The sequence below is a fragment of the Halomonas pelophila genome, from assembly GCF_040196315.1.
GTDB lineage: Bacteria > Pseudomonadota > Gammaproteobacteria > Pseudomonadales > Halomonadaceae > Halomonas > Halomonas pelophila.
This window is the reverse complement of the sequence record NZ_JBEGCI010000002.1, coordinates 345,671-364,891: the sequence shown is the minus strand read 5'-3', so window position 1 is coordinate 364,891 and position 19,221 is coordinate 345,671. Positions and strand designations below refer to the sequence as shown.

The 19,221-nt window shown below is 67.6% G+C and carries 20 protein-coding genes; 12 read left to right on the top strand and 8 right to left on the bottom strand.

The window, feature by feature from the left end; genetic code table 11:
- Window positions 1-225 precede the first annotated feature (225 nt).
- Window positions 226-1,116: a LysR family transcriptional regulator gene (locus ABE957_RS03475; protein WP_349757281.1), complete on the bottom strand. Its 891-nt coding sequence runs from the start codon at window positions 1,114-1,116 to the stop codon at window positions 226-228.
- Window positions 1,117-1,300: 184 nt separating this feature from the next.
- Here ABE957_RS03475 and ABE957_RS03470 point away from each other — a divergent pair, with 184 nt between their 5' ends.
- The 3 genes from ABE957_RS03470 (at window position 1,301) to ABE957_RS03460 (ending at window position 3,621) form a co-directional block, all read left to right on the top strand.
- Entirely contained in the window at window positions 1,301-1,783 is a 483-nt protein-coding gene (locus tag ABE957_RS03470) for a DoxX family protein (RefSeq protein ID WP_349757280.1), read from the top strand.
- A gap of 61 nt (window positions 1,784-1,844) precedes the next feature.
- Complete coding sequence (locus ABE957_RS03465) at window positions 1,845-2,792, top strand: glutathione S-transferase family protein (protein ID WP_349757279.1); 948 nt, start codon at window positions 1,845-1,847, stop codon at window positions 2,790-2,792.
- Window positions 2,793-2,814: 22 nt separating this feature from the next.
- Window positions 2,815-3,621, top strand: coding sequence for a DODA-type extradiol aromatic ring-opening family dioxygenase (locus ABE957_RS03460; protein ID WP_349757278.1), 807 nt, complete (start codon window positions 2,815-2,817; stop codon window positions 3,619-3,621).
- Window positions 3,622-3,678: 57 nt separating this feature from the next.
- Here ABE957_RS03460 and ABE957_RS03455 read toward each other — a convergent pair whose 3' ends face one another.
- The 5 genes from ABE957_RS03455 to ABE957_RS03435 all read right to left on the bottom strand — a co-directional run bounded on the left by ABE957_RS03455 (window position 3,679) and on the right by ABE957_RS03435 (window position 8,209).
- Window positions 3,679-4,506, bottom strand: a complete 828-nt coding sequence (locus tag ABE957_RS03455; RefSeq protein ID WP_349757277.1) for a 3-oxoadipate:acetyl-CoA acetyltransferase — start codon at window positions 4,504-4,506, stop codon at window positions 3,679-3,681.
- An 82-nt stretch (window positions 4,507-4,588) separates the two neighbouring features.
- A complete protein-coding gene (locus ABE957_RS03450; RefSeq protein WP_349757276.1) occupies window positions 4,589-5,377 on the bottom strand; it encodes an alpha/beta fold hydrolase in 789 nt (262 codons plus the stop codon).
- A gap of 12 nt (window positions 5,378-5,389) precedes the next feature.
- Window positions 5,390-6,592, bottom strand: coding sequence for a 3-oxoadipyl-CoA thiolase (gene pcaF / locus ABE957_RS03445; protein WP_349757275.1), 1,203 nt, complete (start codon window positions 6,590-6,592; stop codon window positions 5,390-5,392).
- A 13-nt stretch (window positions 6,593-6,605) separates the two neighbouring features.
- Window positions 6,606-7,379, bottom strand: a complete 774-nt coding sequence (locus ABE957_RS03440) for a CoA-transferase subunit beta (RefSeq protein WP_349757274.1) — start codon at window positions 7,377-7,379, stop codon at window positions 6,606-6,608.
- On the bottom strand, window positions 7,379-8,209 hold the full coding sequence (locus tag ABE957_RS03435; RefSeq protein WP_349757273.1) for a CoA transferase subunit A: 831 nt from the start codon (window positions 8,207-8,209) through the stop codon (window positions 7,379-7,381). The genes ABE957_RS03440 and ABE957_RS03435 overlap by 1 nt, the downstream gene beginning before the upstream one ends.
- A gap of 540 nt (window positions 8,210-8,749) precedes the next feature.
- Here ABE957_RS03435 and ABE957_RS03430 point away from each other — a divergent pair.
- The 3 genes from ABE957_RS03430 (at window position 8,750) to ABE957_RS03420 (ending at window position 11,498) form a co-directional block, all read left to right on the top strand.
- Window positions 8,750-9,529, top strand: a complete 780-nt coding sequence (locus tag ABE957_RS03430) for an IclR family transcriptional regulator domain-containing protein (RefSeq protein WP_349757272.1) — start codon at window positions 8,750-8,752, stop codon at window positions 9,527-9,529.
- A gap of 27 nt (window positions 9,530-9,556) precedes the next feature.
- Complete coding sequence (locus tag ABE957_RS03425; RefSeq protein ID WP_349757271.1) at window positions 9,557-10,507, top strand: AEC family transporter; 951 nt, start codon at window positions 9,557-9,559, stop codon at window positions 10,505-10,507.
- Between the two features lie 97 nt (window positions 10,508-10,604).
- The gene (locus tag ABE957_RS03420; RefSeq protein WP_349757270.1) at window positions 10,605-11,498 is read left to right on the top strand and encodes an NAD(P)-dependent oxidoreductase; all 894 of its coding nucleotides are present in this window, start codon (window positions 10,605-10,607) and stop codon (window positions 11,496-11,498) included.
- A gap of 111 nt (window positions 11,499-11,609) precedes the next feature.
- On the opposite strand, the gene ABE957_RS03415 is transcribed toward ABE957_RS03420, so the two are convergent.
- Both ABE957_RS03415 and ABE957_RS03410 read right to left on the bottom strand, forming a co-directional pair.
- Window positions 11,610-12,095, bottom strand: coding sequence for a DUF1264 domain-containing protein (locus ABE957_RS03415; protein WP_349757269.1), 486 nt, complete (start codon window positions 12,093-12,095; stop codon window positions 11,610-11,612).
- 319 nt (window positions 12,096-12,414) lie between these two features.
- Window positions 12,415-12,732, bottom strand: a complete 318-nt coding sequence (locus ABE957_RS03410; protein WP_349757268.1) for a cupin domain-containing protein — start codon at window positions 12,730-12,732, stop codon at window positions 12,415-12,417.
- Window positions 12,733-12,890: 158 nt separating this feature from the next.
- On the opposite strand from ABE957_RS03410, the gene ABE957_RS03405 reads away from it, so the two are divergent.
- The 6 genes from ABE957_RS03405 to ABE957_RS03380 all read left to right on the top strand — a co-directional run bounded on the left by ABE957_RS03405 (window position 12,891) and on the right by ABE957_RS03380 (window position 19,219).
- On the top strand, window positions 12,891-13,736 hold the full coding sequence (locus ABE957_RS03405; RefSeq protein WP_349757267.1) for an AAA family ATPase: 846 nt from the start codon (window positions 12,891-12,893) through the stop codon (window positions 13,734-13,736).
- 3 nt (window positions 13,737-13,739) lie between these two features.
- Complete coding sequence (locus ABE957_RS03400) at window positions 13,740-14,918, top strand: vWA domain-containing protein (protein ID WP_349757266.1); 1,179 nt, start codon at window positions 13,740-13,742, stop codon at window positions 14,916-14,918.
- Between the two features lie 165 nt (window positions 14,919-15,083).
- Window positions 15,084-15,731, top strand: coding sequence for a hypothetical protein (locus ABE957_RS03395; RefSeq protein WP_349757265.1), 648 nt, complete (start codon window positions 15,084-15,086; stop codon window positions 15,729-15,731).
- Window positions 15,728-16,483, top strand: a complete 756-nt coding sequence (locus ABE957_RS03390) for a DUF3307 domain-containing protein (RefSeq protein WP_349757264.1) — start codon at window positions 15,728-15,730, stop codon at window positions 16,481-16,483. The genes ABE957_RS03395 and ABE957_RS03390 overlap by 4 nt, the downstream gene beginning before the upstream one ends.
- Window positions 16,484-16,486: 3 nt before the next feature.
- Window positions 16,487-17,362, top strand: coding sequence for an N-acetylmuramoyl-L-alanine amidase (locus tag ABE957_RS03385; protein ID WP_349757263.1), 876 nt, complete (start codon window positions 16,487-16,489; stop codon window positions 17,360-17,362).
- A 147-nt stretch (window positions 17,363-17,509) separates the two neighbouring features.
- Window positions 17,510-19,219: a proline--tRNA ligase gene (locus ABE957_RS03380; protein WP_349757262.1), complete on the top strand. Its 1,710-nt coding sequence runs from the start codon at window positions 17,510-17,512 to the stop codon at window positions 19,217-19,219.
- Window positions 19,220-19,221 lie beyond the last annotated feature (2 nt).

Genomic DNA, 19,221 nt, shown 5'->3' with positions numbered 1-19,221 from the left:
CGGTGCCTTCCCGTCAGAGGCCGTCAAGGCGGCCAAGTACTGGCCGGCGGTCAACCGGGTCGATAACGTCTTCGGCGACCGGCAGCTGATCTGCTCCTGCCCGAGCATCGACGAGTACCGTGAGTAAAGGACGCGAATAACCCGACGCGAGGCTGAACGCCCCACCCCGGGTCCTGCTGCTGGCGGGGCCCGGGGTGTTTCGTTGTAGGGAAGCGCTCTGCCGCGTCAGTCGAACCGGTCCCAGTAGGGGGGATCGCCGAAATAGCCCTCCATGAAGTCGACGAAACAGCGCACCTTGCTCGCCAGAAGCTGGCGGTGAGCGTAGACGGCGTAGAGCGACATCGGCCTGGGCTCGTGGTCTGGCAGCACGACCCGCAGCCTGCCGGCCTGGATGGCGGGCCCCGCGATGAAGGTGGGCTGCAGGGCGATGCCGGCGCCGGCGATGGCCGACTCGACCAGCACGTCGCCGTTGTTGCTGACCAGGTCGCCGCCCCGAGCCGGATCACGGCCCGGCAACCAGCGAAAGAGCGAGTCGCCGGCCTCCTGCTCGGCGTAGCTGTAGCACAGGTAGCGATGCGCCTTGAGCTCCTCCGGGTGCCCGGGGGTGCCGAGTTGTGCCAGGTAGGCGGGCGACGCGCACATCACCAGGCGCACCGGCGCGATCCGCTTGGCGATCAGCGAGGAGCTCTTCAGGTGGCCGATGCGCAGCGCGATATCGAAGCCCTCCTCGACGATGTCGACCTTGCGGTCATTCAGCTGCAGGTCGATGTCGACGCCGGGATGGGCGCGCTGGAAGTCGCCGAGCAGCGGCGCCAGGTGGCGGGTCGCGAAGGAGACCGGCGCGCTGATCCGCAGCAGGCCCCGGGCCTGGGTCTGCAGGTCGCCGAGCTGCTGCTCCATGTCGTCGAGATCGGCCAGAAGCTGCTGGGCCCGCGGAAGATAGCGCGCGCCCGCTTCGGTCAGGTGGAGCTTGCGGGTGGTGCGGTTGAGCAGACGCACCCCCAGGTGCGCCTCGAGCTGGGCCACGTACTTGCTGACCAGCTGCGGCGACATCGCCAGGCGCTCGGCGGCACGGGTGAAATTGCCCTCACTCACCACGCTGATAAAAACGCGCATGGCATCGATACGGTCTATCGGGGACTCCTGGCAACGCGGCAAGCCAAATTATCAACATATCATTGATTATAAGGCAACACCTGCCGCCCTATTCTTTCTTTTTGGTGATAGTAGAGTGGCGTCATCACCTGGGGGGAGCGCCCTCGGGCCACCCTCCCCCCAAGAAAAAGTCGAGGTAACCATCATGAATAACCAACTCGTGAAGACCCTGCTCCACTCCCGCGGCGGCATGGCCGCCCTGGTCCTGCGCGTCCCGGTCGGGCTGATCCTGGCCGCCCACGGCGCACAGAAGCTGTTTGGCTGGTTCGGCGGCTACGGCCTGGAGGGCACCGGGCAGTGGCTGGCGAGCATAGGGCTCGCCCCGGGCACCCTGATGGCGCTGCTGGCCGGCAGCGCCGAGTTCTTCGGCGGGCTGGCGCTGGTGCTGGGCCTGCTGACCCGCCCGGCGGCGCTGGTATCGGCCTTCACGATGCTGGTGGCCATCTTCGCCGTGCATATCGGCAACGGCCTGTTCATGGCCAACAACGGCTACGAGTTTGCCCTGACCCTGTTCGCCGCCACGACGGCCCTGGCGATCCAGGGCGGCGGGCGCCTCGCGCTGGATTCCCTGCTGCTCGACCCGCTGGAGAAGGCCGCCGAGGGCCAGGGCGCCACCTCCGGCCAGTAATGCCGACCCGACCGACCGGCGCGCCCCTTCCGGGCGCGCCCTTCCACAGGAGAATGCGATCATGCTGGTCAACGGTGTCTGGCAGGAGAACTGGCAGCCGGTGCAGGCGAAGGACGAGCAGGGGCGCTTCATTCGCCAGACCTCGCCATTTCGCCACTGGATCACCCCCGACGGCGCGCCGGGCCCCAACGGCGAGGGGGGCTTCAAGGCCGAGGCGGGGCGCTATCGGCTCTACGTCGCCTACATCTGCCCCTGGGCCTCACGGGCGCTGATGGTGCGCGCGCTGAAGGGACTGAAGGACGTCATCGACGTCACGGTCGTCAATCCCCGGCTGACCGATCAGGGCTGGCGGTTCGGCGGCTACCCCGGGGCCGACGAGGATAGGCTCCACGGCGCGCGCTACCTGCATGAGCTCTACACCAGCGCCGACCCGCGGGCCTCCGGTCGCGCCACGGTGCCGGTGCTGTGGGACACGCGGACCGGCACCATCGTCAACAACGAGTCCGCCGATATCGTGCGCATGCTCAACGGCGCCTTCGCCGGCATCAAGGACCAGGGACCGGATCTCTATCCGGCCGACCTGGCCGCCGAGATCGATGCCCTGAACGCCTACCTCTACACGGACCTGAACAACGGCGTGTATCAGGCCGGTTTCGCCTCCAGCCAGCAGGCCTACGAGGAGGCCTACGGCAAGGTGTTTGCCGCCTTGGACGAGATGGAAGCCCGGCTGGCCGATGGGCGGCCCTACCTGTTCGGCGAACGCCTGACGGAAACCGACCTGCGCCTGTTCGTGACCCTGGTGCGCTTCGATGCCGCCTACCACGGGCTCTTCAAGTGCAACCGCAACACCCTGCGCGCCATGCCGAACCTCCACGCCTACATGCACCGGATCCTGGCCCTGGACGGTATCGCCGAGACCGTGAACCTTGACCATATCCAGGCGGGGTATTACTCCATCAAGGCGCTGAACCCCACCGGGATCGTGCCGGCAGGCCCCGGCGAGATCTGACGTGACCCCAGGAGCAACCGCCATGAGCACCCCGACCGACGTCCTGTTCCTCTCCCATGGCGGCGGCCCGATGCCACTGCTCGGGGACCCCGGCCACCGTGAGCTCGTGACGCGGCTCGGCGAGATCGCGGGCCGGCTCCCCAGGCCCTCCGCCATCCTGGTCATCAGCGCCCACTGGGAGGCGCCGGTGCCGACGATCACCTCGGGCGCCAGGCCGGAATTGATCTACGACTACCACGGCTTTCCGCCCGAGGCCTACGAGATCGCCTACCCCTGTCCCGGCGAGCCGGCGCTGGCGGCGCAGGTCCACCGGGCGCTGGAGCAGGCCGGCCTCCCCGCCCGACTCGACGACCGGCGCGGCTTCGACCACGGCGTGTTCGTCCCGCTCAAGCTGATGTATCCGGCGGCGGACATTCCCTGCGTGCAGCTCTCCCTGGTCGACAGCCTGGATGCCGCCACGCACCTGGCCATCGGCAAGGCGCTGCAGGCGCTGGACGTCGACGACCTGCTGGTGATCGGCTCCGGCTTCTCCTTCCACAACATATCGGCGTTCTTTGCCCCCGACACCCCCGAGATCCGAGCGCACAATCTGGCCTTCGAGGCATGGCTGGAGGAGACCTGCTGCGACGGACGGATCGAGGAGGCGGAGCGCGCCGAGCGCCTGACCCACTGGGAGCGCGCCCCGCACGCCCGATTCTGCCACCCTCGGGAGGAGCACCTGCTGCCGCTGCATGTCTGCTACGGCCTGGCGGAGCGGCCGAGCGACACCCATATCGCCGCCACCGTGCTCGGCAAGACCTCGGGGATGTTCCACTGGTGGGTGGCCTAATCGGCGAAGGGAGCGGGCCACCCTCCCGTCACGGCGAACGCTGCGGATGATGCTCCATCACACGGGCAGATCGAGGATCCTGCGGGCCTGTTGCCAGGTGGCCACCGGCCGCTCGTACTTCTCGCACAGCGCCACGGTGCGCTCGACCAGGGCGGCATTCGACGGCGCCAGGGTGTCGCGGTCGATGCGCACGTTGTCCTCGAGCCCCGTGCGGGTATGGCCGCCCGCAGCAATGGACCACTCGTTGAGCACAAACTGATTGGGCCCGATGCCGGCGCCGCACCACTGGGCGTCCGGCGCGAGCCGGTTCAGGGTTTCGATATAGAAGTCGAAGGTCGGCTTGTCCGCCGGCATGGCGTTCTTGACGCCCATCACGAACTGCACGTAGAGCGGTGCCTTGAGCTTGCCCTGCTTGGACAGGCTGACCGCCTGGTGGATGTGCGACAGGTCGAAGCCCTCGATCTCGGGCTTGATGTCGTACTTGAGCATCTCGTCGGCGAGCCACTCCACCAGCTGGGGGGGATTCTCGTAGACGCGATTGGGGAAGTTGTTGGAGCCCACCGAGAGGCTCGCCATGTCGGGCTTGAGCGGTAGCATGCCGCCGCGCGCTTCTCCCGCCCCGGAGCGACCGCCGGTGGAGAGCTGGATGATCATGCCCGGGCAGTGCGTCCGGAGGCCCTCCAGCAGCCTTCCGAACTTGTCCGGATCGGAGGTGGGCGTCTGGTCATCGTTGCGCACATGGCAGTGGGCGATGGTGGCCCCGGCCTCGAAGGCCGCCTGGGTGCTCTCGATCTGCTCTTCGATAGTCACGGGGATGGCAGGGTTGTTTTCCTTGCGGCCAACGCTGCCGGTGATGGCGACACAGATGATGCAGGGATTAGACATAAGGTTCTCTCGTCATGCCAGTGGTTGGCCGGCATGGTTTATCAGAAGATGCCTGCCATGACGGACAGGGATATAGCGCCACTTAGCCCTGCCGAAGAACGGTCAGCAGCCGCTCCGCAAAGAGGCCCGGAACTTCCACGGACGGCACGTGACCCACGCCTTCCAGGACCTCTAGAGGCGCACCGTCACACTCGCCCGCCAGGGCCTCGAGCGTGGCCGGCGGGGTCGCCATGTCCTCGCTGCCACCGAGCAGCTGCACCTTCACGCCCTTCCCGGACAGCTTGCCGGTGAAGACGTCGCGCCCCAGCATCTCGCAGAGCCGCGCATAGGACTCGTCGTCGCCGCGGCCCATCTGGGTGCACCAGCCCGCCTTGAGCGCCGGCTCGGCCTCGAAGCAGGCCGGGGCGAACCAGCGCGGCACGATCTCCTCGGACATCGCCGCCAGGCCCTCTTGGCGCACGCGGCCGGCACGGGTATTCCATAGCTCGGCATTGCCGATCACCGCCCCGGTATTGGTCAGGGTGGCGGAGAGCAGCCGCTCGCCGTGCTGGCTAATCAGCTGCTGGCCCACCACGCCGCCGATGGAGGTCCCGGCGAAATGGAAGCGCTCGGCACCGGCGTGATCGGCCAGGGCCAGGACCTCGCCCGCCAGGTCGGCCGGGGTGATCGGCCCCTCGCCCCAGGCCTGGCTGGCGCCGTGACCGGGCAGGTCCCAGGTCAACACGCGATAGCGCGGCAGCAGCGCCGGCAGCAGGTCATCCCACACCGCCTGGCTCATGCCCAGGGGATGGGCGAGGATCACCAGGGGGTTGGCCTCGGCGCCGAGCAGTCGATAGGCCACGCTGCGGCCCTGGATGTTCATAAATGCCATGATCTCTCTCCTCTATGCCCGCTCGATCAGGGTGGCGATGCCCTGCCCCACGCCCACGCACATGGTGCACAGGGCGTAGCGCTTGCCGCTCTTCTTGAGCTCGTGAGCCGCGGTCAACAACAAACGCGCACCGGACATGCCCAGCGGGTGGCCAAGCGCGATGGCGCCACCGTTGGGGTTGACCCGCGGGTCATCGTCTTTGATGCCCAGATCGCGCATACAGGCCAGCGCCTGGGCGGCGAAGGCTTCATTGAGCTCGATGACGTCGATCTCGTCGAGCGACACGCCGGTGCGTTCGAGCAGCTTTTTGACCGCGGGCACCGGGCCATAGCCCATGATGCGTGGCTCTACGCCGGCGGTGGCCATGCCGAGGATCTTCGCCATGGGCGTGAGGCCATGCTGCTCCACCGCGGCGGCGCTGGCCACCAGCATGGCGGCGGCGCCGTCGTTGACCCCGGAGGCATTGCCGGCGGTGACGCTGCCGCCCTCACGGAAGGGCGTGGACAGGCTCGCCAGATTCGCAAGGGAGGTCTCGCGCAGGTGCTCGTCCTGATCGAAGATCAGCGGCGCCTGCTTGCGCCGCGGGATCTCGATGGCGGTGATCTCGAGGGCGAAGCGACCGGCCTGCTGCGCGGCCGCGGCCTTCTGCTGGGAGCGCAGGGCGAAGGCGTCCTGGTCCTCGCGGGCGATCTTGAACTGCTCGGCCACGTTCTCGGCGGTCTCGGGCATGGAATCCACGCCGTAGGCCTGCTTCATCAGCGGGTTGATGAAGCGCCAGCCGATGGTGGTGTCCTCGATCTGTTGGCCGCGGGAGAAGGCGCCGTCGGCCTTGCCCATCACGTAGGGGGCCCGGGACATGGACTCCACGCCGCCGGCCAGGGCCAGCTCCATCTCGCCGGCCTTGATGGCGCGGAAGGCGGTGCCCACCGCGTCCATGCCAGAGCCGCACAGCCGGTTCAAGGTGGTGCCGGGCACGGAGATCGGCAGGCCGGCGAGCAGCGCGGACATGCGCGCCACGCTGCGGTTGTCCTCGCCGGCCTGGTTGGCGCAGCCCATGAAGACATCATCGATGGCCGCCGAGTCGAGCCCCGGGGCCTCGGCCAGCACCGCCTTGAAGATGCTAGCGGCTAGATCGTCGGGCCTGACGCTTGCCAGCGTGCCGCCGAAGCGGCCCACGGCACTGCGCCGCGGATGACAGAGGAATACATCGCTCATGGAGGGTCTCCTGTTATTCGCCGGCGTGCTGGCGTTCGGTGTGGGCCTTCAGCTCGCGCAGGATCTCGAGCTCGTGAGCGGAGGGCTCCGGGGTGCTCTCGAGCTCGCCAGCGAAGCGGATCTCCCAGCCAGTGGCCTCGATCACGTCCTCGCGACTCACCCCCGGGTGCAGGGAGACCACGATGAGCTCCCTGGTCTCCGGGTCGGGCTTCATCACGCAGAGGTCAGTGATGACGCGAGTGGGCCCCTTGCCGATGTTCGGTACGCCGTCGCGGCCCTTGCCGTCGCGGCCGAAGCCCAGGGTGGTGACGAAGTCCACATCCTTCACGAAGGCGCGCTTGGAGTGCTTCAGGGTGATGAAGACCTCGCCGGCGTTGGTGGCGATCTCCGGCGCACCTCCGCCGCCCGGCAGGCGCACCTTGGGCGACTGGTAGTCACCGATCAGGGTGGTGTTGAGGTTGGCGTAGCGGTCGATCTGGGCGGTGCCCAGGAAACCCACGCTGATCTTGCCGCCCTGCAGCCAGTAGCGGAACATCTCCGGCACCGCGACGGTGGTCAGGGCCGACTCGGCGAGCTCGCCGTCGCCGATGGAGAGCGGCAGCACGTCTGGCTTGGTCTGCAGGGTGCCGGACTCGTAGATCAGCACCACGTCGGGGGCGTGGGTCAGGCGCGCCAGGTTGGCGGCCTCGGAGGGCAGGCCGATGCCGACGAAGCAGGTCATGCCGTTTTCGAGTGCCCGGGCGGCGGTGACGGTCATCATCTCCGAAGACGTGTATTCGGTGCTCATCAGTCGTTCCCCCCTGCGTTCATGACATTCTCTTCGATCCAGGCCGTGAAGGCGTCGCGATCCCGGGCGATGGCATCCCACTCCTTGTAGAAGCGGTTGTCGCGCGGGTAGTAGCCATGGGCATAGGAGGGCAGCGCGCCCTTCTCGGCCACGGCGATGGCATCGATGGCCCAGCCCGGGATGATGCAGGCGTTGGGGTGGTAGTCCGGCTCGGCGGTCAGGTCGTCGACGATTTCCTCAACGGTGACGATGCTCTGCGTCGCCGCCAGCACGGCCTCCTTCTGCACGCCGACGATGCCTTCCACCAGCACGTTGCCCTTTCGGTCCGCCTTCTGGGCGTGGACGATGGAGACATCGGGTCGCACCGCCGGCACCGCGGCCAGGCGCTCGCCGGTGAAGGGGCAGTCGATGAACTTGATCTGGTCGTTGACGTTGGGCAGCTCGCTGCCGACATAGCCGCGCAGCACGGCCAGCGGCAGGCCGGCGGCCCCGGCCTCGAAGGCGCAGGCCATGGCGGCGTGGCTGTGCTCGAGGATCTCGATCTGGCGCGGCCAGCCCTTCTCCACGGCGTCGCGCAGGCGGTGCAGGGAGCCCACGCCGGGGTTGCCGCCCCAGGAGAAGATGACCTTCTTCGCGCAGCCCGCGCCGATCAGCTGATCGTAAATCAGGTCGGGGGTCATGCGGATCAGGGTCAGGTCCCGCTTGCCCTGGCGGATCACCTCGTGACCCGCGGCGAAGGGAATCAGATGGGTAAAGCCTTCCATGGCCACGGTGGCGCCGTCCTCGACGTAGCGCGCGACCGCGTCATGCAGGCTCAGGAACTCGGCCATGATGGTTTGCCTCTTGCTGTTGCGCTCGGGAATCCAGCGGCCCAGTGGCCGACCGGCCCCTTTTGTTCGTCATGTGAACATGAGTTTGTATCGCGAACAATTTACGCCCGTCGTATTCGCGCGTCAAATCCTGGCGGGAGCACAATTAAAAAGGGAGGCAAGGCCTCCCCGTGCGGTCGCTCCGCGTAACTTTCGATTCTTCAGTCGATTACTGGCGCTTCGGCCAGGAAATGGCACACGGCAGTGGAGGTTCGACCACAACCAAAGCATGAAAACGAGTCTCTGGCCCTTTCGAGTGCTTTTCATGCCTGTGCGCCGCCACCTCTTCCAGTACTGGACGGAATGGGGGCCGGTCGCGACGGGTTCATGGGATAGACGGACAACGAATGGATGGGCGAGGTCCGCAAATGGCCAGACAACGCAACATGCCCGATGACTCACCATGGGCCTTACGCACAAGTGTTCGCATTTCGCACAACATGCTACATTGGGGCACTTTGACCCGATAATCAGAGCAAATAACCCTCGGATGGCGTACCCATGCAAGACGAGACCCTGACACCCGACGATCGCGACTTCGTGACCGCACTGGCCAGTGGCCTCGAGGTCATCCTGGCCTTCGACGAGGCCCACCCGCGCATGACGCTCAGCGAGGTGGCGGCGCGCACCGGCATGAACCGGGCCCGGGCGCGACGCTTCCTGCTGACCCTCCATGCCCTGGGCTATGTCCGCAAGCAGCAGCGCCACTTCGAGCTGGCCCCCAGGGTGCTGAACCTCGGCTATGCGTTCCTGTCTGCCAACCACTACCGCAGCGTGATCCAGCAGATTCTCGAGGACATCACCACCGAGTGTGGCGAGTCCTCGTCGCTGGGCGTGCTGGACGGCGATGACGTCACCTATGTGGCACGTTCCTCGTCGCGCCACCGGCTGATGGCCATCACCCTCTCGGTAGGCACGCGCCTGCCGGCGGCCCATACCTCCATGGGGCGGGTGCTGCTGGCCCAGCTGCCCGAGGCCGAGCTCGACGCCTTCCTGGCGCGGGTGGTCCTCGAGCCACATACCGACAAGACCATCACCGACAAGGCCGAGCTCAAGCGCTGTATCCTCGAGGTGCGCCAGCAGGGCTACGCCATCGCCGACCAGGAGCTCGACTCCGGGTTACGCTCGGTGGCGGTGCCGGCCTTCGATGGCAACGGCCGGCTGCTCGGTGCGATCAACATCAGTACCAATGCCGCCCGTATCGACTTCGACACCCTGATTCGCCAGTACCTGCCTCTGCTGCAGGACAAGGCCCGACATATCCGCGCCAGCATCAGCTGATTCCCCCTTCAACCCAAGGACGGCGAAGTGCTAGAGATACTGGCGATCACGCTGCCGATCTTCCTGCTGATCGGCGCCGGCTTCACCGCGGCTCGTACCGGCCTGCTGAGTCGCGACAACATGCAGGGCGTGGGCACCTTCGTCATCTACCTGGCGCTGCCCTCGCTGATCATCCGCGCCCTGACCGACTACCCCCTGGCGGAGGTCTTCAACCCGACCTACCTGCTCGCCTACGGGCTGGGGTCGCTGGCGGCCTTCCTGCTGGGGCTGGCGCTCTCCGTGGGGCTGCGCGGCAAGCACCTGGATGCCGGCGCCATTCACGCCCTGGGCATGTCGGCCTCCAACAGCGGCTTCATCGGCTACCCGGTCGCCCTGATGGCGATCGGCCCGCCGGCGGCCATCTTCATGGCGCTCAACATGGTGGTGGAGACACTGTTTATCATCCCCACGGCGCTGATTCTGGCCGAGGCCAGCCGCCAGCACGGCAACGGCGTCGGCCAGGTGGCACGCCAGACCCTTGCTCGCCTGATCCGCAACCCCATCCTGATTGGGCTATTCATCGGCATCCTCCTCGCTCTGACCGGGCTGCAGCTGCCGGGCCCGCTGGCCCGGGCCGTCAGCATGCTGGCCGATGCGGCGGGTCCCGCGGCACTCTTCACCATCGGCGGCATGCTCCATGGCATCAAGGTGCGCGGCATGGCCATGGATGTCGGTCAGGTGGTGGTGGGCAAGCTGCTGCTGCACCCGCTGGCCGTGCTGGGCATCTTCCTGCTGCTGCCCCACCCTGACCCGCTGCTGGTCGCCGGCGCCCTGCTGTTCGCCTGCGCCCCCATGATCAGCGTCTACCCGCTCTTTGGTCAGCAGTTCGGTCAGGGCGACGCCAGCGCCGCCGCCCTGATGATCAGCACCCTCTCCTCCTTCGTGACCATCAGCCTGGTGATCTGGCTGCTGACGCGGTTCGACCTGCTGCCGATCTGATTTCCGCCGTCGGGTGACGTTGTGGCAGTTTATGCAGACATATGGCACAAGCGACACGTGACCCCATCGTCCACCCCTCCTTAATGGAGCGCCCCACATGACCCAACCACGACTCGGCTTCATCGGCATCGGCCTGATGGGCGATCCCATGACCCGCCGCCTGCTGGAAGCAGGCTTCGAGGTCAGCGTCTGGAACCGCTCGCCGGACAAGACCGCCGGCGTGGCCGCGGCCGGGGCCCGGGTGGCGGGCTCCATCGAGGCGCTGATGGCCGAGGTGGATCTCGTGCTGCTCTGCCTGGCCAATACCGCCGTGGTCGAGGACGTGGTGTTCGGCGAGGGCGGCGTGGCCCAGCACGGCCGCGCCGGCCAGCGCCTGATCGATCTCTCCAGCTGCGACCCGGCGGCAACGCGTGACTTCGCCGACTGGCTCGACAGCGAATGCCGCATGCGCTGGGTGGATGCGCCGGTCTCCGGCGGCGTCGCCGGCGCCGAGGCGGGGAGCCTCGCGATCATGTGCGGCGGCGAGGCCGAAGACGTGGAAGCGGTCCGTCCCGTGCTGGCGCCGCTCTCCGCCCGGGTGACCCACATGGGCCCGGTGGGCAGCGGCCAGGTGACCAAGGTGTGCAACCAGATGATCGTCGGCTGCCAGGCGGCGGTGATCGCCGAAATGGTGGCGCTGGCCGAGGCGAGCGGCGTCGAGGCCGGCCGGCTCACCGAGGCGCTGGCCGGCGGCTTCGCCGACTCGACGCCGTTTCGCATCCTCACTCCGCGCATGGCGGCGAGCGACTTCGCCGACCCGCCCTGGCACCTGCGCACCCTGCTCAAGGATCTGGATCTGGCGGTGGCCCAGAGCCAGCGCAGCGGCAGCGCCACGCCGATGAGCGGACTGGCTGCCCAGCTGATGCGCGCCCACGCCGGCCGCGGCCACGCCGAGCATGACCCGGCGATCCTGGTGGAGGCCTATCGTCCCAAGGACGGCGACGAGGCTTGATCAGGGGCCGATGGAGCAGCCAGGCCATCACCCAACAAAGAAAGGCCCCGCCAAGCGGGGCTTGAAGGGGGCCAACAACACGCTTGGCCTGACTGTGTTCGTGCTCTTCGCTCAGCGTTTCGCATTATCTGCGATGTCGTACGCCTGTGGCTGACCGACCGGCAGCTCGTCTTTCGGACTATCCCATACCAGGAAGATTTTGCCGTAGGTTTCTTCTATGCCCGTCACGAATTCCGCGGCTTCTTCTTCCGTCATGCCGGGCAGAACGGGATCCAACCTCTCTATCTCCTCCTTATGATGATGCCAAAGGGCTTGCTCGGCTTCCGGCAAGGCAGCGTAGGCATCGGGTCCGATGATGAACTCCACACCAATCAAGCGAGCATTCGTTTCATCGCTGTCATATAGCTGGCATGCCGTCACGCCGCCGGGAAGATCGCCCTTGCAATAGTGATGCGCAACGGCCTCGAGATCACCGGCGATATGACGTTTCGCGTCGATGTGAATATTCCAGCCCGCCGTGGGCGGTTCATGGGCGAGGGCCGCTCCCGCGCAGGCAAGACATGCGAAACTGACAACGATTGACTTGATATTTAGCATGACAACCTCCCCGCACTTTTGTTGTCGTGCAAGGCACCAGTTGTTGCCGTGCAAGACACCAGAGCGCTCACTTTCCCGTGTTTGCCCTATTAACCTAGGGCACGATATCGCGATCAACCACACTATTTTTTTCGTACCACACGGCTTCCGAAAGGAGGCAAAAGCGCTGACGAAAGCATGGGCATCGAAGGGGCATCACGCACTCGTTCTTACGCCTCGGGCCGGCAGCGACCAACCGTTCTTTTCCGGCACCTCCGCGCCGGCTCGACTACCGCCCGTCACCCCACAAATCGGCCTCTCACAAGCCTCGTGCCGTCCTTCAGGCGGAGAAGTGCACCGCCAGCCACACGGCTGCCTGCTGCGGGTCCGTCCACTTGACGCGATGCCGGCAGTGCGCAGGGATCGTGACGTGATCGCCGGTCGAGAGTGCCACATCGCCGCCCTGCTCGAAGGCGAGCACGGCCCGCCCCTGCAGCACCACCACCCACTCGTCCTGCGACTGGTCGTACCAGCCGCATACTGGCGAAGCGTGGCCGCGTGAGACGATGCGCTCGATCCGCACGTCCTTGCCACCCGCCAGCTCCTCGAACCGCTCCGCTTCCAGGGAGGCGGGAATCGACGCGAACAGGTTTTTCATCAGCATGCCTCCTGTGTGCACCATCAACGACCACCGGTCGAGACGACTCGGCTCCCAGCGTGGCAGCCTTGGACGGCGGGCAACGCCATTTGTTGTGACGCCACCCCTACCGTACACTCGTTTGATCTCCCGACGACCACGATTTCGAGGCGCGACCCATGGCGTTTGATTCCACTTCCACCTACGTGGCCACCGAGGCGCTCAAGCAGGCGGTGAACGCCGCCGTGACCCTGGAGCGGCCGCTCTTGATCAAGGGCGAGCCGGGCACCGGCAAGACACTGCTGGCCGAGGAGCTGGCCGCGTCGCTCGGCACCCGGCTGATCACCTGGCACATCAAGTCCTCCACCAAGGCGGCCCAGGGGCTCTACGAGTACGACGCGGTCAGCCGGCTGCGCGACTCCCAGCTGGGGGTCGAGGGCGTGGAGGACGTCGGCAACTACATCCGCCCCGGCAAGCTGTGGGAGGCCTTCACCGCGGACCAGCGGGTGGTGCTGCTGATCGACGAGGTCGACAAGGCGGACATCGAGTTCCCCAACGACCTGCTCCAGGAGCTGGACCGCATGGCGTTCCATGTCTACGAGACCGGCGAGACCATCACCGCGACCCACCGCCCGATCATCGTCATCACCTCCAACAACGAGAAGGAGCTCCCCGACGCCTTCCTGCGCCGCTGCTTCTTCCACTACATCGAGTTCCCCGACCGGCAGACCATGCAGGCGATCGTCGACGTGCACTTCCCCGACGTCGCCCCGCGGCTGGTCGGCGAGGCGCTGGAGGTATTCTTCGAACTGCGCCAGGCCCCGGGCCTGAAGAAGCGACCCTCCACCTCGGAGCTGGTCGACTGGCTGAAGCTCCTGATGAGCGACGAGCTGGCCCAGGAGGCGCTCTATCAGCGCGACCCGGCGAAGGCGCTCCCGCCGCTCGCCGGGGCGCTCGTCAAGAACGAGCAGGACACCCAGCTCCTTGAGCGGCTGGCGTTCATGATGCGCCGGCAAGGCCGCTAAGCCATGTTCATCGGCCTGTTCGAGACCCTGAAGCGCCACGAGGTGCCCGTCTCGCTGCGCGAGCTGCTCGACCTCCACGCGGTGGTCGAGCGCGGCGTGGTGTTCGCCGACATGGAGGCCTTCTACCAGGTGGCGCGCACCGTGATGGTCAAGGACGAGCGCCACTTCGACCGCTTCGATCGCGCCTTCGCCGCCTGGTTCGAGGGGCTCACCAGCCTCGATGCCGCCATCGAGGCGCTGATTCCCGACGACTGGCTGCGCCGCGAGTTCGAGAAGCAGCTCTCCGAGGAGGAGAAGGCCCAGATCGAGTCCCTGGGCGGACTCGAGGCGCTGATCGAGACCTTCAAGCAGCGCCTCGAGGAGCAACAGGCGCGCCATGCCGGCGGCAACAAGTGGATCGGCACCGGCGGCACCAGCCCCTTCGGCGCCTACGGCTACAACCCCGAGGGCATCCGCATCGGCCAGAACGGCTCACGGCATCGCCGCGCGGTGAAGGTGTGGGACGAGCGGCGCTTTCGCGACTACGACGACAGCCTCGAACTCGGCACGCGCAACATCAAGATGGCCCTGCGCCGGCTCAGGCGGTTCGCCCGCCAGGGGGCGGCGCAGGAGTTCGACATCGACTTGACCATCCGCGAGACCGCCCGCGACGCCGGCCTGCTCAACGTGCGCATGCGCCCGGAGCGCCACAACGCGGTGAAGGTGCTGCTGCTGCTCGACGTCGGCGGTTCCATGGACGACCACGTCCGGGCCTGCGAGGAGCTCTTCTCGGCGGCACGCTCGGAGTTCAAGCACCTGGAGTCCTTCTACTTCCACAACTGCCCCTACGAGGGCCTGTGGCGCGACAACCGGCGACGCGGCAGCGAGCGCATGGCCACGATGGACGTGCTGCACACCTACGGAGCCGACTATCAGGTGGTGATCGTCGGCGACGCCGCCATGTCCCCCTACGAGCTGACCCATCGCTACGGCAGCGTCGAGCACATGAATGACGAGGCGGGCGCCGTCTGGCTCAAGCGCCTGGTCGATGCCTTCCCTCGCCTGGTCTGGCTCAACCCGCTCCCGCCGCGCGTCTGGGAAATGACCCACTCCACCCGGCTGATCCGCGAGCTGATCGAGGATCGCATGTACCCCATGACCCTGGCGGGGCTGGAGCGCGCCATGGGCGAGCTGGCCCGCTAACCCTTCTATAAGCTCTTTATATAAGCTCTTTCCATGAGCCCTTCTAACAGGCCCATCCATAGCCCTTTAGCACTATATACTCGATTTATAGCCTTTAAGGGCTATCACGTTGCGCTATAGGCCTCCACGGCTATGCTGGCGGTAGAGTCCTGCGGAGAGAGCCCCATGCCAAGACGAATCGCCGTGCTCACCGGCGACGTGATCGAGTCCCGCAAGGTCGGCGACCGGCCGCGCCTCTACCGACGGCTGGATGAGCTCCTGGCGACCCTCGCGGCCCGCCACGGCGGCCACGGCGAGCGCTTCCGCGGCGACGGCTTCCAGCTCGCCCTGCCTAGGGCGGCGGCGGCCATGGAGGCCGCCGTGACCCTGCGGGCGGCGCTGATCGAGCAGTCGGAACCCGACCAGCGCTGGGATGCGCGAATCGCCGTGGCGGTCGGGCCGGCGGAGCCAGGAATGAGCGAGGCCGACGGCGAGACCTTCATCGCCTCGGGGCGCGCCCTGGATGTACTCGCGGGCACCTCCGGCCACCTGGCGCTGACCCTGCTGGACGAACCCGAGGACGAGGGGCTTGGCCTGCTGGTGCGCTTCATCGACGACCTGCTCGATGGCTGGTCCCCCTATGCGGCCGAAGTCGTCGGACTGAGCCTGGGCCATGACACCCCCCAGCCGGTCTCACAGCAGGCCCTCGCCGAGCGCCTGGGCATCTCCCAGCCCAGCGTGCACAAGCGCCTGCGGGCCGCGCGCTGGGCACTTCTTTCCGACAGCCTCGCCTACCTGCGCCGGCGGCTCGACGACCAGGCATCGAAGCCATGAGCGCCGAGGCCCTCTCGCTGCTCATGGCGCTGGTGCTGGCCCACCTGGTGGGCGACTTCCTGCTGCAACCCAGGCGCTGGGTGGACGAGCGCTACCGCCTGCACCAGCGCTCCCCGCGCCTGCTGCTGCATGCCCTGCTGCACGGACTGCTCGCCGGCGGCGTGCTGCTGGTGGCCGCCGGGGACTCTTCCCGGGGGCCGGCGGCCGCGGTGCTCGGCGCCCTGGCGGTGAGCGCCAGCCACTGGCTGATCGACCTCGCCAAGTCCCGGCAGCCGGCCGTCGAGCTGCGCTGGTTCCTGCTCGACCAGGCCGGCCACCTGCTGGTGCTGGCGGGCCTCTGGCTGGTCTGGCTGGAGAGCCTTGCTCCACTGCAGGCGCTGGGCGTCTGGCTGGCCTCACCGACGGTGCTGGGCGTGGCCACCGCCTACCTCGTGGTGACGCGCCCGCTGTCGATCGCCATCGCACTGATCATGCGGCGCTGGAGCGCCGAGCTCGAGGACACCGGCACCCTGGCCCGCGCCGGCGCGCGCATCGGCGTGCTGGAACGGCTGCTGGTGCTGACCCTGGTGCTGCTGGACCAGCTCACCGCGGTGGGCTTCCTGCTCGCCGCCAAGTCGGTGCTGCGCTTCGGCGACCTGCGCGAGACCCGAGACCGCAAGCTCACCGAATACGTGCTGCTCGGCACCCTGCTCAGCGTCTCGACGACCCTGGTGCTGGGCATGCTGGTGCGCCTGCTGCCGACGGGAGGCTGAGTCGTGCGCCATCGCGTGATGCTGCTGCCCCTCCTGCTCCTGACGCTGCTGCTGGGTGCCTGCGCGGGCCCCGAGCCCCTGGAGCGCCGGGCGGGCTATACGGTCGACCACACCCAGGTGGCCCCCTCCCACAACAGCCGGGTCCGCCACCTGGTCCTGCACTACACCGACGGCGACGAGGCCGAGGCGCTGGCCACCCTGACGGGCCCCCGCGTCAGCAGCCACTACGTGCTGCCCCGCGGGCCCGCACCGCGGGTCTACCAGCTGGTGGAGGAATGCCGGCGCGCCTGGCACGCCGGCGCCAGCCGCTGGAAGGGCCAGGCGGATCTCAACACCACCTCCATCGGCATCGAGATCGTCAACGCCGGGCCGGATCGCACGACGGCCGAGCTCGAGCGGCGCCTGGCGGCCAACCAGGCGAACGCGATCGCCTGGGCCCCCTACCCCGACGCCCAGATCGACACCCTGATCGCCCTGGCCCAGGACATCATCGCCCGCCACGGCATCGAGGCCACGAACGTGGTGGCCCACGCCGACATCGCCCCCACGCGCAAGATCGACCCCGGACCGGCCTTGCCCTGGCAGCGCCTGCATGAGGCCGGCATCGGCCCCTGGCCCGAGCCCGACGCCGTGGCGCGCTGGCGCGCCCGCTTCGAGAACGAGGCGCCCTCGCTTGCCCGCCTGCAGGCCGCCCTGGCGGCCTGGGGCTATGGGCTGGAAGCCACCGGCAGGACCGACGAGCACACCCGGGCCGTGCTGCGGGCCTTCCAGATGCGCTTTCGTCCCGCGGACTACCGCGGCTGGCCCGACGCCGAGACCGCGGCGATCCTCTGGGCGCTGCTCGAGCGCTACCGGCCCGAGGGGCTACCGGGACGCTGAGCCCCGAAGGGCCGAGTCTCGGACCGGCGGGCGGCGGGCTTTTGCCGCCAACCGGGGTTGGCCGTACAATGCGGGGTCATGGTCGCCGCTCCGTGCGGCCCCGTACCCGCTTCTGCACAAGCCCCCGCTCGAGGAAACCCCGGACCCATGCGCGCCAGTCAACTGTTGATCGCCACCCTCAAGGAAACGCCTGCCGACGCCGAGGTCATCAGCCACCAGCTGATGCTGCGCGCGGGCATGATCCGCCGCCTCACCTCCGGCCTCTACACCTGGCTGCCGATGGGGCTCAAGACCCTGCGCAAGGTCGAGCGCATCGTGCGCGAGGAGATGGATCGTGCCGGCGCCCAGGAGCTGCTGATGCCCGCGGTGCAGCCGGCGGAGCTGTGGCAGGAGTCCGGTCGCTGGGAGCAGTACGGCCCGGAACTGCTGCGCCTCAAGGATCGCCACGACCGCGACTACTGCGTCGGCCCGACCCACGAGGAAGTGATCACCGACCTGGTCCGCAAGGAGATCGCCAGCTACAAGCAGCTGCCGGCCAACTTCTACCAGGTGCAGACCAAGTTCCGCGACGAGATCCGGCCGCGCTTCGGGGTGATGCGCTCCCGCGAGTTCATCATGAAGGACGCCTACTCCTTCCACGTGGACGAGGCCTCGCTCAAGGAGACCTACCAGGCGATGTACGATGCCTACGTGCGCATCTTCACCCGCCTGGGGCTCGACTTCCGCCCGGTGATCGCCGACAACGGCGCCATCGGCGGCACCGGCTCCCACGAGTTCCACGTGCTGGCCGACTCCGGCGAGGACGACATCGTCTTCTCCACCGGCTCGGACTACGCCGCCAACATGGAGAAGGCCGAGGCACTGGCGCCCCAGGGCGAGCGCGCCGCGCCCGCCGAGGCGCTGCGCCTGGTTGATACGCCAAACGCCAAGACCATCGCCGCCCTGGTCGAGCAGCACGGCCTGCCCATCGAGAAGACCTTGAAGACGCTGATGGTCCAGGGCGCCGAGGGCGGCCTGGTCGCCCTGCTGGTGCGCGGCGATCATGAGCTCAACGAGGTCAAGGCCGAGAACCTCGCCGAGGTGGCCGCCCCGCTGACCATGGCCACCGAGGAAGAGATCCGCGCGGCGGTCGGCGCCGGTCCGGGTTCGCTGGGTCCGGTGAACCTCGAGATGCCGATCATCATCGATCGCAGCGTGGCGCTGATGAGCGACTTCGGCGCCGGCGCCAACATCGACGGCCAGCACTACTTCGGCATCAACTGGGAGCGCGACGTGGCCCTGCCCAAGGTCGCCGACCTGCGCAACGTGGTGGAGGGCGATCCCTCACCGGACGGCCAGGGCGAGCTCGCGATCAAGCGCGGCATCGAGGTTGGCCACGTCTTCCAGCTCGGCCAGAAGTACTCCGAGGCGATGAACGCCACCGTGCTGGGGGACGAAGGTCGTGCCGTGCATCCCTGGATGGGCTGCTATGGTATCGGTGTGACCCGGGTCGTGGCCGCCGCCATCGAGCAGAACCACGACGATGCCGGGATCATCTGGCCCGACGCCATCGCGCCCTTCCACGTCGCCATGGTGCCGATGAACGCCCACAAGTCGCAGCGCGTGCGTGAGGAGTCCGAACGACTCTATCAGGCCCTCACCGCCGCCGGCCTCGAGGTGTTGCTGGATGATCGCGACCTGCGCCCGGGCGTGCGCTTCGCCGACCATGAACTGATGGGCATTCCCCACCGCCTGGTCGTCGGCGACCGGGGGCTGGACAAGGAAGAACTCGAATACAAGGGACGCCGTGACAGTGACGCCACCATGGTACCGGCCGGGGAGATCATCGACTTCCTGCGCGCGAAGGTCGCGATCTAAGC

Bases quoted from the DNA above. Each gene is read 5' to 3' on its own strand.
- ABE957_RS03410 (WP_349757268.1), bottom strand. From the start codon at position 12,732: ATGAAAAACCTGTTCGCGTCGATTCCCGCCTCCCTGGAAGCGGAGCGG.
- ABE957_RS03440 (WP_349757274.1), bottom strand. From the start codon at position 7,379: ATGAGCACCGAATACACGTCTTCGGAGATGATGACCGTCACCGCCGCC.
- ABE957_RS03435 (WP_349757273.1), bottom strand. From the start codon at position 8,209: ATGGCCGAGTTCCTGAGCCTGCATGACGCGGTCGCGCGCTACGTCGAG.
- ABE957_RS03450 (WP_349757276.1), bottom strand. From the start codon at position 5,377: ATGGCATTTATGAACATCCAGGGCCGCAGCGTGGCCTATCGACTGCTC.
- ABE957_RS03430 (WP_349757272.1), top strand. From the start codon at position 8,750: ATGCAAGACGAGACCCTGACACCCGACGATCGCGACTTCGTGACCGCA.
- ABE957_RS03400 (WP_349757266.1), top strand. From the start codon at position 13,740: ATGTTCATCGGCCTGTTCGAGACCCTGAAGCGCCACGAGGTGCCCGTC.
- ABE957_RS03470 (WP_349757280.1), top strand. From the start codon at position 1,301: ATGAATAACCAACTCGTGAAGACCCTGCTCCACTCCCGCGGCGGCATG.
- ABE957_RS03465 (WP_349757279.1), top strand. From the start codon at position 1,845: ATGCTGGTCAACGGTGTCTGGCAGGAGAACTGGCAGCCGGTGCAGGCG.
- ABE957_RS03460 (WP_349757278.1), top strand. From the start codon at position 2,815: ATGAGCACCCCGACCGACGTCCTGTTCCTCTCCCATGGCGGCGGCCCG.
- ABE957_RS03390 (WP_349757264.1), top strand. From the start codon at position 15,728: ATGAGCGCCGAGGCCCTCTCGCTGCTCATGGCGCTGGTGCTGGCCCAC.
- ABE957_RS03415 (WP_349757269.1), bottom strand. From the start codon at position 12,095: ATGCTAAATATCAAGTCAATCGTTGTCAGTTTCGCATGTCTTGCCTGC.
- ABE957_RS03455 (WP_349757277.1), bottom strand. From the start codon at position 4,506: ATGTCTAATCCCTGCATCATCTGTGTCGCCATCACCGGCAGCGTTGGC.
- ABE957_RS03380 (WP_349757262.1), top strand. From the start codon at position 17,510: ATGCGCGCCAGTCAACTGTTGATCGCCACCCTCAAGGAAACGCCTGCC.
- ABE957_RS03475 (WP_349757281.1), bottom strand. From the start codon at position 1,116: ATGCGCGTTTTTATCAGCGTGGTGAGTGAGGGCAATTTCACCCGTGCC.
- pcaF (WP_349757275.1), bottom strand. From the start codon at position 6,592: ATGAGCGATGTATTCCTCTGTCATCCGCGGCGCAGTGCCGTGGGCCGC.
- ABE957_RS03420 (WP_349757270.1), top strand. From the start codon at position 10,605: ATGACCCAACCACGACTCGGCTTCATCGGCATCGGCCTGATGGGCGAT.
- ABE957_RS03395 (WP_349757265.1), top strand. From the start codon at position 15,084: ATGCCAAGACGAATCGCCGTGCTCACCGGCGACGTGATCGAGTCCCGC.
- ABE957_RS03405 (WP_349757267.1), top strand. From the start codon at position 12,891: ATGGCGTTTGATTCCACTTCCACCTACGTGGCCACCGAGGCGCTCAAG.